Origin of the sequence: Streptomyces sp. CA-106110 (genome assembly GCF_050936285.1) — a bacterium.
Taxonomy (GTDB): domain Bacteria; phylum Actinomycetota; class Actinomycetes; order Streptomycetales; family Streptomycetaceae; genus Streptomyces.
In genome coordinates this window covers 12,192,025-12,208,643 of the sequence record NZ_JBNJNB010000001.1, presented here as the reverse complement: position 1 = coordinate 12,208,643, position 16,619 = coordinate 12,192,025, and the positions used below count along the sequence as shown (strand labels likewise).

The following is a 16,619-nucleotide window of genomic DNA, read 5'->3' as shown; positions in this document are numbered from 1 at the left end:
ATGAGTGCTTTGCAGTCCCCGACAGCGACGATGCCGCACCTAGGTGCTCGTCGAGCGGGCAGGCGCACCGGAGGACTCGGCGACGGACACGCTGCGCTTCCAGACGTCTGAACAGCTCGGATCTGCCCAGCGGAGGAGCGGTGCAATGAGCTGTCATTCGCGGGTGCCGGGCGCAGGTACCCCGCCCGGCCGCTTCGTCCGCGAGCGGCCTGTCGGCTGGACCGCTGCTCCATGCCCAAGTCGATGCCCTTTTCGGGCTCTTCTGACTGATGCGTGGGTCATGTTGAGGCGAGTTGGCGTCCGGGTAGGCTCGGGCGTTCGCCGCCGAGGGTGAGCATGACGAGGGCGATGACCGCGCTGGCGGTGCGGAAGGCGAACCCTCGGCGGATGATCAGGCGGGTCTTGGTGTTGGTCGACTCGATCAGCCCGTTCGACAGACGCTCGACGAGGGCGTTGACGATGACCTCGCGGTGGCGGCGGATACGACGGCCGAGGTCGGCGAAGGTGTCGATGCGGCAGCGCTGGGCCCATGACAGCCACCGGTCCAGGGCCGCGATTGCCGTCTGCGTGTCCTGCTCGCGGGCGATGGCGAAGACCGTGCGCAGGCCTTCCTTGAGTAGGTAGGCGCGGTGCAGGCGCGGATCGGTGGCCGCGATCCAGCCCAGCTTGGCCTGCTGGCGGTGGGTGAGGTCCTCGGGGTTCTTCCACAACGCGAAGCGGGAGTCCTTCAACGCCCTGGCGGTGGCGGCATCCAGGGCCTGGTGGCGGGCCCGGTTCCACCCCGCGCGGCGCTCAGCGTCCAGCGCTTCGGTGGCCCAGGCGACGACGTGGAACGGATCCATGGTGCGTACCGCCCGTGGGGGGTGCGCGGCGACGGTGTCGGCGATCCACTGAGCGCCGTCGGCGGATACGTGTGTCAGCTTCGCGCTCCGCTGTGGGCCGAGTTCGGCGAAGAACCCCTCCAGGACTGCGCGGCCGTGGCCGTCGGCCATCCACACCACCTGCCGGCTGTGATGGTCGACGACCACGGTCATGTACTTCTGCCCCTTGCGGTAGGAGATCTCGTCGATACCGATCCGGCGCAGCCCCGACAGTCGGTCGAGGCCGGTGTCCCGGTCGGCGACGAACCGTTCGACGATCGCCCCTACCGTCCGCCAGGAGACACGCATCAGTTGCGCGACGGCGGACTTGGAGCACTCGGTGGCCATCCAGGCGGCCTGCTGGTCGAAGACCAGGGTGTGCCCGGCACCGTGCCGGGCCCAGGGCACCGCGGCCGCCACAACGCCATGCTCGCGACAGCGCACCCGGGGCGCCTCCGCCTCGAGGAACACCTTCACGGTGCCGGCGTCCAGGCAACGCCAGCGGCGCCGACCGCGCCCCTGGTCATAGCCGCGCCCGGGGCGGCGGCAGATCCCGCACCGGTGCCGCTCCCGCACCACCGGCCGCACCCGGGCGACCAGCACACCCGCATCCTGGTCGATCTCGACCTGCTCGACCACGGCCCGTTCGACCGTCAGCAACCGTTTCCATATCCTGTTCGCAGACACGCCGTCTTCCTGCATGTGGATCTTGACCTCAGAGACCTTGAACCATATGCGCAAGACGGCGTGTTTCACGTATCAGGGCTGGTCAGGCACCCACACATGCGGCTCGTCTTTCGCAGTTTGCTTGGTCGGTAGTGACGACTGGGGCGGCGATCGGTTCTCTTGCGGCGGGTGTCGCCGTCGGCCGGGACGCGAGGAAGCATCGACGGTAGAAAGGTTCCGCTCCTGGGAGGAGGGATTCGTCGATGCTTCCGCCTTCGACTGTACTGCCGTCCCTGGCCGGGCTGCTGGAGGTCTTCCGGCCCTGCTTCCGGGCGCCGACTTACCGGGTGTTCGCCGCCCTGGTCGTGGGGATGATCGCGCAGACCGGCCGCCACACAGTGTGCGGCATGCTCCTGGGCGCCGGGCTGGGCGGGGTGTGGCACCACGCCCGCGCCCACCGCTTCTTCTCGGCCGCCCGCTGGTCGGCCGACCGGGTCGGCCTCGCGCTGGCCCAGCTGATCGCCGACCTGCTGCTGCCACCTGCCGCGGCCCTGGAAGTGGCGGTGGACGAGACGTTCTTCCGCCGCCGCGGCAAGAAGATCTTCGGCGTGCTGTGGGGATACGACGGCTCGGTCAACGCCCCCAAGCCCCTTCAGGTGGGCTGGGGACACTGCTGGGTGATCGCCGACCTGGTGGCGCACCTGCCCGGCTTCCCGCGCCCCATCTGCCTGCCGGTGCTCTTGCGCCTGTGGGGCGGCAAGGGCACCGCCAGCCGGGTCCAGCTCGCCCGCACCCTGGTGGAACTGCTCGCCCGCGCCTTCCCCGACCGCACCCTGCACGTCGTCGCCGACGGCGCCTATGCCACCCACGTGCTGCGCGGCCTGCCGGAGCGGATCACCTGGACCACCCGGGCCGCCGGTCGGTCCGTCTTCTACCGCCTGCCGTCCGCGCCGACCGGCAGGCGCGGACGCCCCCGGCTCAAGGGCGACCGGCTGGGCACCAGCGCCGGCCTCGCGGCCCGGGCCCGCTTCCGCCCCTGCCGCACCACCTGCTACGGACACACCGCCACTGTGCGGGTGGCCGAGACCCTCTGCCTGTGGTACGGCGTCTTCGGCCCCGGCGCCGCACGGGTGCTGAACGTGCGCGACCCCGCCGCCCGGGGCAAGGACCTGACCCTGGTCACCACCGACCTCGCCAGCACGGCCGCCGCCCTGGTCTCCCGTTACGCGGGACGCTGGTCCATCGAGGTCGCCGTCTTCGACGGCAAGCAGTTCGTCGGTGCGGGGCAGGCCCGCAACCGCACCCGGGCCGCCGTCGAGCGCACCGTGCCGTTCGCCGTGATCTGCACCAGCCTGATCCCGCTGTGGTACAGCCAGTTCGGCGACCGGACCGCCGACGTGGCCGACCATCGGCGCGCGGCCCCCTGGTACACCACCAAGAAGGACCCCTCGTTCGAGGACATGCTCGCCGCGCTCCGACGTGTCGTCATCGCCGCCCGATTTAACCCTCTTCGAGCCGAAGCCCCAACAGCCACCGAAATCCTGCAAGTCCAGCACGCCTGGGCCTCCGCCGCCGCCTGACTGCGAAAGTCGAGATGCGGCAGAAGAGCCCCTTTTCGCAGGTCACGCATGGGAAGGAGCGGCTGGATGATCTCCCACATCTCATCGGTCAGGCTGGACGGATAGCATGGGCCGCTGACGGCCTCGGAGTTGTCGCACTGGCACACACCACGTGATCATTCCGGGGCCGTCGCCATACCCAGAGGGCAGATCGCGGCCGTCACGCTTCGCGCATGATCAGCCACCCGACAGGCTCTCAGCGCCAGATGGGCCGCTGCGTACCGAAGCCGGTCCTCTGCCCGAATGAGGGAGGCCATCCGGTGCCGCTCCTCCGCACTCAGGTCGGCGGTGCCGGGTGTGGCTCCTTCCAGCTCCCGGACGTCGAGCAGCCACAGGTCCAGCGATCCCGCGACCGGCATTCTCGGTGCGGACGCGGCCCCGGTCGACGCCTTGACGGGGCCCTGAGGAGCGCGACCGTTGATACTCGTCAATTCGTCCTCCTGCGGGGAGTCAGTTGTTTGAAGGCTCCCCTCCCTGAAGGGAGGGGATTCTCCACCCTCCAGGGTTGAGCGGGGATGTACGGCTCAGGCCGCCTCTTGGTCCAGCGGCTCATGTGGTCTTACGCCCTCGACACCGTCCGGGTTCCAACCTGCCCGGACCAGCATCACGCGGGCGGAGTTCTTGTCCCTGGGGGACACGGCTCCGCACACCGTGCAGGCATACGTTCTCATCGAGAGAGGGAGTGCGTGCTTGGTTCTCGCCCCGCACGTTGCGCAGTCCATCGTGGTGTGCGCCGGGTGCACCAGACGGACGTCCCGTGCGTGCTTGCGGCCCATCTCGATCAGGGCACGCTTCGTCGCCGCGATGGCCGCGTCGGCCGCCTTGCGGGCCATGGTGGTCTTCGCGAGGAACTTCGGCCTGAAGTCCTCCACCGCCACTCCGTCATGATCGCGCATGACGGCCTTGGCCCACTTGCGGCCGGTGTCCTCACGCTGCCGCGCGATCTTCCTGTGCAGCTTCGCTGCCTGTGCCTGCGCCTTCCGGTAGCCGGTGGATGCACGCTGTCCTTTCGGTCGCCGGCGCCGGGCCATCATCCGCTGGTACTTCGCGAGCCGCTGAGCGGACCGCTTGCCGTGTTCGGCATGCGGAAGGTCGTAGGCGTCATCCGTGGTGGTCGCGGTCTCCTTCACACCCCAGTCCACGCCCAGGACGTGGCCGGTCTCCACAAGCGGCTCGACCTGGGCCGGGGCGACGAAGGAGGCGTACCAATGTCCGAGCGTGTCCTGGTACACGCGCACGCTCGACGGGTCGGCCGGAAGAGCCCGCGACCACACCACGCTCAGCACGATCTGGCCCGCAAGGTGCAGACGACCGTCCTTCAGACGGAAGCCGCGCCGGGTGTAGTTCAGGCTCGGCCTGGCCTCCCGCTTGCGCTTGAAGCGGGGCATCCCCGCCCGGCGGTGCTGCGCAAGCCCGTCCTTGACGTCCTTCAACGCCTTCGCCCGCGACCTGGCGAACTCCCGGATCACCTGCTGCTGCGGCACGCTCGCGCCCTCAGCCAGCCACGCTGTCACCCCGCGGGCGTCGGTCAGCATCCTGTCCAGCTGCGCCGGACCACACGTCAACTTCTCGCCGCCCGCTCTGCTCTGCGCGTGGGCCTGCCGGGACTTGGCCACGCATTCGTTCCAGATCCAGCGGCAGCGATCCCACTCGGCTTCGAGTGCGCGCCGGGCTGTCTTCGACAGGCGTACACGGAAGGTGTACCGGGCATGCCCGGTGTCCTTCGTGGTCGCTTCTGTCGTCATGCATCCGAACCTACCCGGGAGGACTGACAGTTGAGAGTTCTTGACCATTGTGGGCGGCATCACGGCCGTGCGGGGTGGACGCCGGATCGCCCTGACGGCGATCCGGCTGTCCCTGCCCTGCTCCGCAGGAGTCCGATTCCTCCCCGGCCTGAAGGCCGGGGCATCCTCGGAGAAAGCCGGTGAACACGTCAGCCACCAGTGACGCCGCATGGTGCTCAAGGTAAAAGTGCCCGCCGGGGAAGGAACGTACGGCGAATGTCGACCCGGTCACCGCTGACCAGGTGTTCACCGAGTCCGCATCCACGTGGTCGTCCTGATCCCCGTAGTAGGCGAAGACGGGGATGTCCAGGACCGGCCCCCGGACCGCCGCCGCATAACGCTCCACGAGACGGTAGTCGGCCCGCACTGCCGGAAGCAGCAGCTCGCGCAGCTCCGGGTTGGCCAAGACCTGCGTGTTCGTGCCACTCATGGCAACCAAATCCTTGATCAGTTCCTCGTCGCTCGCGTCGGCGAGCCCCCGGGGACGGGCCGCACCCGGTCCCGACCTGCCGGAGAGGAACAAGGCCTCGGGCCGGACGCCGCCGGAGGTCGCCGCCAGTCTGACTGCGACCTCGAAGGCCACGGAAGCGCCCATGCTGTGGCCGAAGAGTGCCAGCGGGCTGCCCACAAGGGCGGCGCAGGCCTCCGCGAGCGGGTCCACCAGCTCCTCCATACATTCCGCGGGGGCCTCGAGGAGGCGGTCTTCCCGTCCCGGATACCGCACTGCCAAAAGTTCCACGTCGTCAGGCACCAGTCCGGCCCAGGAGCGGAAGAAACTGGCCGCACCCCCCGCGTGAGGGAAGCAGACGAGGCGGACGCGGGGCGCCTGACAACCTCGTATCAACCGAAACCATCGGGAGGCCGACGTTCCGTACGTACCGCTGAGCACCACGGCTCCTTTTCTGTCGTCATCGCCACACCGCCGATCCTCCGTCGACGAGTGCGACGCCGGGCCCGCCCAGGCGGGGATCGACTGGGCGACATGCTCCACGAGCACGGACATGCCGCATGACCTTGGCGAACGGGGGTTGGGTGCAGATCCGATGAGGGTTCCACGTCCATGAGCAGGCCCTTTTTTCAGCACAGCAGGCCGGCAACGTGGGACGTCCACTCAAAGGATCTGCACCCGTTCGAGGTTTCCGGCAGGGGCCGGGATGGGATTTTTGATCAGAATACTTACCGGGCCGGCGGCGGCAGTGCTCCGATGGAAGGACGGCCGCCGCCGGGATCGAGGCCGACTAGGCCGGCTCCTCTCCGGTCAGTTCCACGATGCGGCGCCAGGCCTCACCGAGCATGTCGGGGCGGACCATCTCCTCGTGATTGCAAGCCAGTTCGGACTCGACGATGTGCCCCGAGACCAGGGGCTCCCAGATCCGGGCGCTCAGCCCCGCGGTGCCGCCTTCCGCAGCCGACAGGAAGTACAGGTCACCCCGAAGCTCTCGAGGCTTGTGCTCCCGGATCAGCCGGTGACTGTTGGCAGCAACCTTGGCGGCTCGCCGGATCTCCTCCTCGGAAAATCCCGCGGCAGCCGGCTCGGCCGACAGTTCCGCATACCAGTCGGGCTCGGCGCCGGGAGCCGGGGACGGCGGATAGGAGTCCATCATCACCACCAGGGCCTCCTCTCCCGCGGCCTGCAACTGAACCGCCATCTCCTGCGCGACGATGCCGCCTAGGGAGTACCCGAGCAGGCGGTACGGGCCATGTTCCTGAACGGTCCGCACCTGCCGCACGTAGTCCGCAGCCATGTCGGGCACGGAAGAGGGCAGCTCCCCGTCACCGTCCATGCCTCGCGCCTGGAGGGCGTACACGGCGGTCCCGGAGGGCATGTGTGCTGCCAACGGCGCATAGCACCATCCCAGTCCGGTGATCGGGTGGATGCAGAACCAGGCGTCGGGTCCGGGTGCCGGGCGAATCGGCAGCAGGACGCCCATGTCGTTCTCGTTCGGACGCGGCTGTCCCAGGCGGTCGGCGAGTCGGCTGACGGTGGGGGCCTCGAAGACGGTGCGGACGGGGACGTCCGTGCCCAGGGCGGTACGGATCTGACCGACCAGGCGGGTGGCGAGCAGGGAGTGGCCGCCGAGTTCGAAGAAGTTGTCGTCGACCCCGACCCGGTCGACCCCCAGAACCTGGGCGAACACGGCGCACAGGATCTGCTCCTGCACGGTGGCGGGTGCCCGGTAGGCGTCGTCGGCCGCGTACACCGGTGCCGGCAGGGCACGATGGTCGACCTTGCCGTTGGCGGTCAGCGGCAGCGTGTCCAGGGTGACGACGGCTGCCGGGACCATGTAGTCCGGCAGGACCCGACCCGCCAGGGCCCTGAGCTCCGCCGGGTCGACCACCGCCCCCTCGGCGGAGGTGACGTAACCGACCAGACGCCGGTCGCCGGCGCCTTCCTCCCGGGCGAGGACCACGGCTCGGGCGACCCCGGGCAAGGACTGCAGCGTGGTCTCCACCTCGCCGAGCTCGATGCGGAACCCGCGGATCTTCACCTGGTTGTCCGCGCGTCCGATGAACTGGACGTTGCCTTCCGCGGTCCAGCGGGCGGTGTCCCCGGTCCGGTACATGCGCGAGCCGGCCGGACCGAACGGGTCGGCAGTGAAACGCTCCGCCGTCAGACCTGCCCGCCCCAGGTACCCGCGGGCCAGTCCGGCACCGGCAAGGTACAACTCCCCGGTCACCCCCACCGGCACCGGCGACAGCGATCCGTCCAGGATGTACACCCGGGTGCCCACAATCGGCCGGCCGATGTGCACCCCACCCGCCACCACACCCGAAAGCGGCTCCGAGACCGTCGCACACACCGTGGACTCGGTGGGCCCGTAGGCGTTCACGAACCTGCGACCCTCACCCCAACGGGAGATCAGCTCCGGCAGCAGCGCCTCGCCCGCCGAGACCGCGGTCTTCAGTGACGTCAGCTGTTCCGGTCCGAGGAGACTCAGCACGGAGGGCGGCGCCGCCATGTGGGTGACCTCGGCCCTGATAAGCAGGTCGTGCATCTCGGGCCCGGGAAGCCGCTCGTCGTCCGAGCCGATGACCAGAGCCGCCCCACTGCTCAACGTCATCACCAGTTCCCACACGGACGCGTCGAAACTCGGGGAAGCCCACTGCAGTACCCGGTCGCCCGGACCCACCTGCAGCGACTCCCTCAGGGCCGCACCCAGTGCGGCGAGGCCGGTGTGCGACACCACGACGCCCTTCGGACGTCCCGTCGACCCGGACGTGAAGATCACGTACGCCGCCTGTCCGGGCAGCACCACGCCCCGACGCTCGGTCGGCGACAGGTTGCCGGTGCCGTGGCCCCGAAGGTGCACCTGAGTCTCCGGGCTGTCGGTCCGGACCACCGCGGTGCCCTCGGGAAGCAGGTGGTGCAGGGTGGAGACGGTCAGGACCAGAGCGGGCCCGGCGTCGGCGAGCAGGTACTCGATGCGATCCGACGGATACCCGGGATCGACGGGCACATAGGCTGCACCGGCCTTCTGGACGGCCAGGACGGCCACGATCAGCTCGACCGAGCGCTCGAGGAGCACGCCGACCAGCGACTCGGGGCCCACGCCCCGACTCACCAACAGCCGCGCCAGCCGGTTGGCCCGCGCGTTCAGCTCGCCGTACGTCACCTCCCCGTCCCCGGACACCACGGCCACCGCATCCGGCGCCAGGGCCGCCTGCGCCTCGAACAGCTCGGGCAGGGTGGCGGGTGCGATGCCGGCGCGGGCCGTGCCGTTGAAGTCGGACAGCACCCGGTGGCGCTCCGCCTCACCCAGGACACCGACCTGGTTGAAGGGGAGGTGCGGTTGCTGCTCGAGTGCTGCCACCAGACTGGCCGCCGTGCTCTGGACCAGGGCGGCCACGGCACGCGGGTCGATCGGGTGCACGGCCTGGACGGTCAGGGAGAATCCCGTGCCCGAGTCGTCGACGGAGACACCCAGCGGGTAGTTGCTCCGCTCCTCGCCGCCGAGGAACCGGATCCCGGCGAAGGCGGGACCGCGGCTCCGGTCCGCGGTCGTCCCACTGCTGTGCCGGTAGTTCAGCAAGGTCGTGAACAGCGGCGTCTGCGGGGGGACCCCGCTCGTCCGCTGTGCCACCGCCAGCGGTGCGTGCTCGTGCAACAGCAGGTCGCCGAGCTGCTCCTGCACCCTGCTGAGCAGGTCCGCGACGCGGGTCGTACCGGCGTTCACGCGCACGGGCAGGGTGTTGATGAAGAGCCCGGGCACCCGGTCCGCACCGGCCCCGGCCTGCATCCGTCCGAACAGCACCGTGCCGAACACCACGTCGTCGCGTCCGGTGAGCGACGCAAGGACCCGTGCCCAGACGGCGTGGAACATGGTGGCGGAGCTCACTCCGAGCGCACGTGCCCGTTCCCTCACCTGCGCGGCGACACCCTCCTCCAGGGACACGGTGACCTCCGTCACGGCGGCACCGTCCCCTCGCACGTCGAAGATCTCGTACGGTGCCGTCGGCTCCGTCACATCGCCCAGCAGCCGCGCGAAATGGCGCTCGTGCTCCGCGTCACTGCCGTCCCGTACGGTCTGCGCGACGAAGTCGCGGTACGGCAGCGGATCCGGAAGGTCGGACACCCGGTCCCCCATGAACGCCAGGACCTCCTCCGCGAGGATGTCGACGCTGGTGTGGTCCTGAACCAGGTGGTGCACCTGCACGGCGGCCAGCCAGCGGCCGGCGTCGGGGGCCTGCGTCATCGCCACCCGCAGCAGAGGCGCCCGTGCGAGATCCATCCCGGTCGGGCACACAGCCAGGAGTCGGGCCACTGCCTCGGCGGTGCCGAAATCCCGCTCGCCGGCTCGCGGGTCCCGGTCCAGCAGGTGAACGGGGACGGTGGCCTGGCGCAGGACCACCTGCACCGGTTCGCCGAGGCCCTGCCACACGAACGCGGTACGCAGAATGTCGTGGCGGTCCACCACGCGCTGCAGTGCGGCCAGGAAACGGTCCAGCCGGTCTCGGTTGTCGAACTCCCACACCCCGGACAGCACATAGGGGTCCCGGTCACCGTCCGAGTCCAGCAGGTGGTGGAAGAGGATCCCGCTCTGCAGCGGCGCGAGCGGATAGATGTCCGCGATGTTCGCCGCCCCGCCGGGGACCTGGGACACCACCTGGTCGATCTCGTCGGGAGTGAGGGTCACCAGCGTGAGCATCGACGGCGTGATCGACCGGGCGTCCGCTGGAATGAGGTTGGGCGGAACAACGACCTTGAGCTCGTCCAGTGCGGTGGCCAGCAGTGCCGGAGTCGGCGTGGCGAACAGCTTCCGCACGTCGACCTGCAGGTCCCTGGCGCGGAGCTGCTCCACCACGGTGATGGCCAGGAGCGAGTGGCCGCCGAGTTCGAAGAAGTTGTCGTCGATGCCGACCTCGGGCAGGCCGAGGGTTTCGGCGAAGACGGCGCACAGGATCTCTTCACGGGCGGTGCGCGGTGCGCGGTGGCCTGCGGCCGTGGCGTACTCCGGGGCGGGCAGCGCCCGGCGGTCCAGCTTGCCGTTGACCGTCACCGGCAGGCTCTCCAGGGCCAGCACCGCGGCCGGCACCATGTACTCGGGCAGGACGTCGCCCAGCGCGGCGCGCAGTCCGACGGGATCCACGGCCGTGCCGTGGTCGTTCGGCGTGACGTAACCGACCAGGCGCCTGTCCCCCGGAGCGTCCTCGCGCACCACCACCCCGGCCTGCCCGACGCCGGGCAGTGCGGCCAGTGCCGTCCGGATCTCGCCCAGTTCGATCCGGAAGCCGCGGAGTTTGACCTGGTCGTCGGTGCGGCCGAAGTACTCCAGCACGCCGTCCCCGGTCCAGCGGGCCAGGTCCCCGGTGCGGTACATGCGTTCGCCGTCGCCGCCGAAGGGGTCGGCGACGAAGCGCTCGGCCGTCAGGCCGGGCCGGTCCAGGTAGCCCCGGGCCAGCTGCACACCGGCGAGATACACCTCGCCGGCCACACCCGTCGGCACCGGGCGCAGGGCCGCATCGAGCACGTAGACCCGGGTGTTCCACACCGGACGTCCGATCGGCACGCCCGCTCCGGGCAGCGGACCCACCGGCGAGTACGCGGTCACATCGACCGAGGCCTCGGTGGGGCCGTACAGGTTGTGCAGGGCCACCGGTGCCAGCACTGCACGGAAGCGCTGCGCCGTCTCGGTGCCCAGTGCCTCGCCGCTGCAAAAGACGTTCCGCAGTCCGGTGCAGTGGGCTGCGGCCGGCTCGCGCAGGAAGACCTCGAGCATGGAGGGTACGAAGTGCGTGACGGTGATCCGTTCGTCGCGGATCAGTTCGGCGAGGTAGCGCGGGTCGCGGTGGCCACCCGGCCGGGCCACGACCAGTGCGGCTCCCTGGAGCAGCGGCCAGAAGAACTCCCACACCGACACGTCGAAGCCGAACGGTGTCTTCTGCAGCACCCGGTCCATGGCGTCGATGGGGTACTCGCCCTGCATCCACTCCAGCCGGTTCACCACACCCTCGTGCGGAACGACCACACTCTTCGGCCGCCCCGTCGAACCCGACGTGTAGATCACGTACGCCGGATGCGAGCCCTGCAGCACGCCGCCGCGCTCCGCAGCCACCAGATCCGTATCGGCCCGGCCCGCCTCCGGCGTGCCGTCGAGCACCAGGACATCAACGCCCTCGGCCGGCGCTGCGGCCTGGCTTCCGGCATCCGCGACGACCAGCGAAGGACGTGCATCAACCAGCAGGTAGGCGATCCGCTCCGCGGGCAGCTCGGGATCGATCGGCACATAGGCGCCCCCCGCCTTCACCACGGCAAGCAGCGTGACCACCAGGTCGACGGACCGCCGCATCAGCACCCCGACCCGGCTCTCCAGGCCCACGCCGCGCTCCACGAGCAGCCGCGCCAACCGGTTCGCCCGCGCGTTCAACTCCGCGTACGACACCGCGACACCGTCGCACACCACGGCAGTCGCCTCGGGCGTCCGCGCCACCTGCGCCTCGAACAACTCCGGCAACGTGCCGGCCGGCACCTCCCGGGCCGTGTCGTTGAAGGTGCCCAGTACCCGCAGGCGCTCCGCGTCACCCAGCACGTCGACCCGGCCCAACGCGACGCGGGTGCCGCCGCGCAGCGCGTCCACCACGTTGCGCGTCGCGGTGGCGATCATGCGGGCCACCTCGGACGCGTCGATCGGCTCCACTGCCTGGACGGTGAGGGCGAACCCGGTTCCCAGGTCGTCGACCATGAGGTTCAGCGGATAGTTGGTCCGTTCCTCGCCGCCGCGGTAGCTGATGCCCGCAGGACCGGCGCCGAGAACCGCCGCCGGCTCGGGGCTGTGCCGGTAGTTCAGCAGCGAGGTGAACAGCGGTGTCCGGGCCGGCACGCCGCTCGCCTGCTGCGCCAGCGCCAGTGGCGCGTGCTCGTGGACGAGCAGACCTGCCAGCTGCTCCCGCATGCCGGCGATCGCCTCTGCCACGTCGATGGTGCCGACCTCGGCCGCACCGGCAGTGTGTTGATGAACAGTCCCGGAACGCGGTCCGAGCCGGCGGCGCCGCTCATGCGCCCGAGGAGGACGGTTCCGAACACCACGTCGTCGCGGTTGGTGAGCGCGCCCACCACCCGTGCCCAGACGACGTGGAAGACGGTTGCGGCACTGGTGCCGAGCCGCCTCGCCGCCTGCCTGACCTGGTCGGCGAGCCCCGCGTCGAGCGAGGCCGTCACCTCCGCGACGCGGGTGCCGTCGCCGTCGACGTCGAGGATGTCGTACGGCGCGGTCGGCTCCTCGACGTCTGCCAGCATGCGGGCGAAGAAGGCCTTGTGTTCCGTGTCGGACGTTCCGAGCCTTGCCTGCGCCACATGGTTCCGGAACGGCAACGGGGCCGAAAGCAGGTCAGGTCGGCCCTGCAGGAGTGCCCGCGTCTCACCGAGGAGCACGTCGAGACTCGCGTGGTCCTGGATCAGGTGGTGGACGGCGAGCACGGCAACCCAGCCGCCGTCCTCCGCCTGGCTGGCGGCCATACGTACGAGCGGGGCCCGCGTCAGGTCCATCCGCGGGGCAAAGGCGGCGAGAAGCCGCTCGGTGGCCGCCGGGCGGCTGAGTCCGCTCGCCGGCACTTCCTCCATCGGGACAGCGGCGCGGCGCAGTACGACCTGCAGAGGTTCGCCGAGCCCCTCCCAGACGAAGGCGGTCCGGAGGATGTCGTGGCGGTCGACCACGCCCTGCAGGGCGCCGAGGAACGCGTCGAGCCGCTCCCGTGTCTCGAATTCCCACGCGGTGCGCAGGACGTAGACGTCACGGTCCTCGCCGGCGTGCATCAGGTGGTGGAACAGGATGCCGGACTGGAGCGGTGCCAAAGGATAGACGTCCGCGACGTTGGCGGCGCCGCCGGGGATTCCGGCGACGATCCCGTCGATCTGGTCCTGGCTGAGGTCGACCAGGGGCAGCATCTCCGGAGCGATGGATGCGGCGCCGGCCGGAATGCGGCTCTCCGGCACCTCGACGACGGCCTCGCCCAGCGACGACGCCATCGAGGCGGGCGTCGGAGCGGAGAACAGGGTCCTCACGTCTGCGGGTACGCCACGGGTGCGCAGTCGCTCCACCAGGGTGACCGCCAGGAGCGAGTGGCCGCCGAGTTCGAAGAAGTTGTCGTCGGCACCGACCCCTGGCAGACCCAGGACCTCGGCGAAAACCGCGCACACGAGCTCCTCCCGGGCCGTGCGCGGCGCGCGGTAGGACTCCGAGGTGGCGTACTCGGGCGCCGGGAGCGCCCTGGCGTCGAGCTTGCCGTTGACGGTCAGCGGCAACGCGTCCAGCGACACGACGGCCGCCGGGACCATGTAGTCGGGCACCTGGTCACCCACATGAGCCCTGAGCACAACCGGGTCGACAGGCGACCCGTTGGTCGCGGGCGTCACGTAGCCCACCAGGCGCCGGTCTCCTGGCGTGTCCTCCCGTACCACGACCGCGGCCTGCGCGACCGAGGGATGCGAGAGCAGTGACGCCTCGATCTCGCCCGGTTCGATCCGGAAGCCGCGGATCTTGACCTGGGAGTCGGCACGGCCCAGGTATTCGAGGTTCCCCCTGGCGTCCCATCGGGCCAGGTCGCCGGTACGGTACATACGCGATCCGGCCGGGCCGAAGGGGTCGGCCACGAATCGCTCCGCTGTCAGCCCAGGCCGGTTCAGGTAGCCGCGGGCCAGGCCGGGTCCGGCCACGTACATCTCGCCCCGGGTGCCGGGCGGCACCGGTCGCAGGTCGTGGTCGAGGACGTGAACGCGCAGGTCCGGGATTCCGCGTCCGACATCCGATCCCACCGTCTCCCTGGCCGCGGCCGCCGGGTCGAGAGCCATGTGGCTCACGTGCACCGTGGTCTCGGTGATGCCGTACATGTTGACGAGAACCGGTCCGTCGAGGTGCTGCTCGTACCACTCACGCAGCCGGCCGAGGTCCAGTGCCTCACCACCGAACACCACGAACCGCAGCGCCAGTCCCGCGCCGTGGCCGGTGGCGGACTCGGCCTGCATCAACTGGTAGAAGGCCGAGGGGGTCTGGTTGAGCACCGTCACCCGTTCCCTCACCAGGAGCTCGAGGAAGTCCTCCGGCGAACGGGACGTGCCGAACGGAACGACCACCAGCCGGCCGCCGTGCAGCAACGCCCCCCACAGCTCCCACACGGAGAAGTCGAAGGCGAAGGAGTGGAACCACGTCCACACGTCGCGGGCGCCGAACCCGAAGAGGTGCCGGGTGGCTCCGAAGAGCCGGACAACTCCGTGGTGGGGCACCACGACGCCCTTGGGCCGGCCGGTGGAGCCGGAGGTGTAGATGACGTATGCCGGATGCGCGGGCAGCAGTACCGCGTTGCGCTCCGCACCGGCAACGTCCTGATCGCCGTAGCCCGCCAGCCTGTCCGTCGTCCCGGGGGCGTCGACGACGAGCCAGGAGACGGTCTCGGGGAGGGTGTCCTGGAGTGCCTGGACCGTGAGGACGAGGGACGGCCGCGCGTCGGTCAGCAGGTAGTCGATCCGGTCCGCCGGATAACTGGGGTCGAGGGGCAGGTAGGCACCGCCAGCCTTGAGGACCGCGAGCAGCGTGACGACCAGCTCGGCGGAACGCTCCATGAGCACCCCGACCAGTGTCTCGGGCCCCACGCCGCGGCTGACCAGGAGGCGTGCCAGCCGATTGGCACGCGCGTTGAGTTCCTCGTAGGACATGTGGCTGCCCTCGAAGGTCACCGCGGTCGCGTCGGGGGTCCGCGCCGCCTGTGCCTCGAACAGTTCGGACAGGGTGGCGACGGGGACCGGGGGGACGATGCCGTCGGAGGCGCCCAGCAGCTGCCGGCGCTCGCCGTCGCTGAGCACGTCCACCTGGCGCAGCCTCGCCGCCGGGTCGTCGGCCATCGCGGCGAGGACCCTGACCAGCCGCTCCGCGTTGCTCTCGGCGGTCTCCCGGTCGAAGAGGTCGAGGGCGTAGGTGACACCTGCGGTGATTCCCGCCGGCGTGCCGTCGGGGCCGAACCTCTCAGCGAACTGGAAGTCCAGGTCGAACCGGGCCGGGAGCCCCGAGGGTTGGATCACCTCGGCGTCGAGGTCCGTCAGCTCCAGTACCGGAGCAGCGTTGTTCTGCAGGGCAAGCACGACCTGGAACAGGGGATGCCGGGCCATCGACCTGGCCGGGGAGAGGTCTTCCACCAGACGCTCGAAAGGCAGGTCCTGGTGCGCGTAGGCGCCGAGGCAGGCCTCCCGTACTCGTGCCAGCAACTCGGCGAAGCTGGGGTCGCCCGAAAGATCGGTGCGGATCACCAGGGTGTTGACGAAGAACCCGACCAGGCCGCTGAGCGCCTCCTCGGCGCGTCCCGCGACGGGCGACCCGACGGGGATGTCGTCTCCGGCGCCGAGGCGGGAGAGCGTGGCGGCGAGCGCGGTCTGGAGCACCATGAACATCGTGACGCCGTGCTCGCGGGCGAGCTCCGCGAGGCGTCCGTGGAGGTCCGCGTCTATCCCGATGGCAGCGACGGCTCCGCGGTGGCTCGTGCGGGCCGGCCGCCTGCGGTCGGTGGGCAGGGCGAGCTCTTCCGGCAGGCCCGCGAGGGCACGCCGCCAGTAGGCGAGCTGGTCGCCCAGCGCACCGGCCTCGGCCTCGGCCTCGTCCCCAGCCAGCCAGGCCCGCTGCCACAACGTGTAGTCGGCATACTGGACGGGCAGTTCGGCCCATGCGGGCCTCCGGCCCCGCCGGCGCGCTGCATAGGATCGGGAGAGGTCCTCGGCGAGCGGGTTCAGCGACCATCCGTCCGCTGCGATGTGATGGACGACCAGGGCCAGCACATGTTCCCGCGGCGCCAGCCTGAACAGCTGGGCGTGGAACGGTATGTCGAGCGCGAGGTCGAAGGACCGGCGTGCGACACGGGACAGCGCCTCCGGCAGTCCTTGCTGCGTCACATCCGCGACGGGCAATTCGAAGCGGAGGTCATCCGCTGCGACGAGGTGCTGGACGGGCTGTCCGTCGACAGTACGGATCACGGTCCGCAGGACGTGGTGCCGCTCCGCCACGTCGTGCAGCGCCGCTGCCATGGCCGCAGGATCCAGGGGCCCGGTCAGGCGTACGAACATCGGGATGTTCCAAGTGGCCGACGGGCCTTCGAGTTCGTGCAGGAACCACAGGCGCTGCTGTGCGAAGGAGAGGGGTACCGCTCCGGTCCGGGCCACCGACGCCAGCACCGGCCGGTCCGGAGCTGCGAACCCGTCGTGCAGCACCGCG

General features: G+C 70.3%; 7 protein-coding genes. 1 reads left to right on the top strand and 6 read right to left on the bottom strand.

The window, feature by feature from the left end; translation table 11 throughout:
- Nucleotides 1-278: 278 nt before the first annotated feature.
- Nucleotides 279-1,547: an ISL3 family transposase gene (locus ACQEXA_RS56575; protein WP_433134218.1), complete on the bottom strand. Its 1,269-nt coding sequence runs from the start codon at nucleotides 1,545-1,547 to the stop codon at nucleotides 279-281.
- Nucleotides 1,548-1,789: 242 nt separating this feature from the next.
- Here ACQEXA_RS56575 and ACQEXA_RS56570 point away from each other — a divergent pair, with 242 nt between their 5' ends.
- Nucleotides 1,790-3,106, top strand: coding sequence for an IS701 family transposase (locus ACQEXA_RS56570; protein ID WP_433134217.1), 1,317 nt, complete (start codon nucleotides 1,790-1,792; stop codon nucleotides 3,104-3,106).
- A gap of 155 nt (nucleotides 3,107-3,261) precedes the next feature.
- Here the strand turns inward: ACQEXA_RS56570 and ACQEXA_RS56565 are convergent, their stop codons facing one another.
- The 5 genes from ACQEXA_RS56565 to ACQEXA_RS56545 form a co-directional block, all read right to left on the bottom strand.
- A complete protein-coding gene (locus tag ACQEXA_RS56565) occupies nucleotides 3,262-3,576 on the bottom strand; it encodes a hypothetical protein (RefSeq protein ID WP_432920408.1) in 315 nt (104 codons plus the stop codon).
- Between the two features lie 93 nt (nucleotides 3,577-3,669).
- Nucleotides 3,670-4,890: an RNA-guided endonuclease InsQ/TnpB family protein gene (locus tag ACQEXA_RS56560; RefSeq protein WP_433134215.1), complete on the bottom strand. Its 1,221-nt coding sequence runs from the start codon at nucleotides 4,888-4,890 to the stop codon at nucleotides 3,670-3,672.
- A 10-nt stretch (nucleotides 4,891-4,900) separates the two neighbouring features.
- Nucleotides 4,901-5,932, bottom strand: coding sequence for a thioesterase II family protein (locus ACQEXA_RS56555; RefSeq protein ID WP_433134213.1), 1,032 nt, complete (start codon nucleotides 5,930-5,932; stop codon nucleotides 4,901-4,903).
- Between the two features lie 235 nt (nucleotides 5,933-6,167).
- On the bottom strand, nucleotides 6,168-12,320 hold the full coding sequence (locus ACQEXA_RS56550) for an amino acid adenylation domain-containing protein (protein WP_433134814.1): 6,153 nt from the start codon (nucleotides 12,318-12,320) through the stop codon (nucleotides 6,168-6,170).
- Complete coding sequence (locus tag ACQEXA_RS56545; protein WP_433134813.1) at nucleotides 12,212-16,567, bottom strand: amino acid adenylation domain-containing protein; 4,356 nt, start codon at nucleotides 16,565-16,567, stop codon at nucleotides 12,212-12,214. The genes ACQEXA_RS56550 and ACQEXA_RS56545 overlap by 109 nt, the downstream gene beginning before the upstream one ends.
- Nucleotides 16,568-16,619 lie beyond the last annotated feature (52 nt).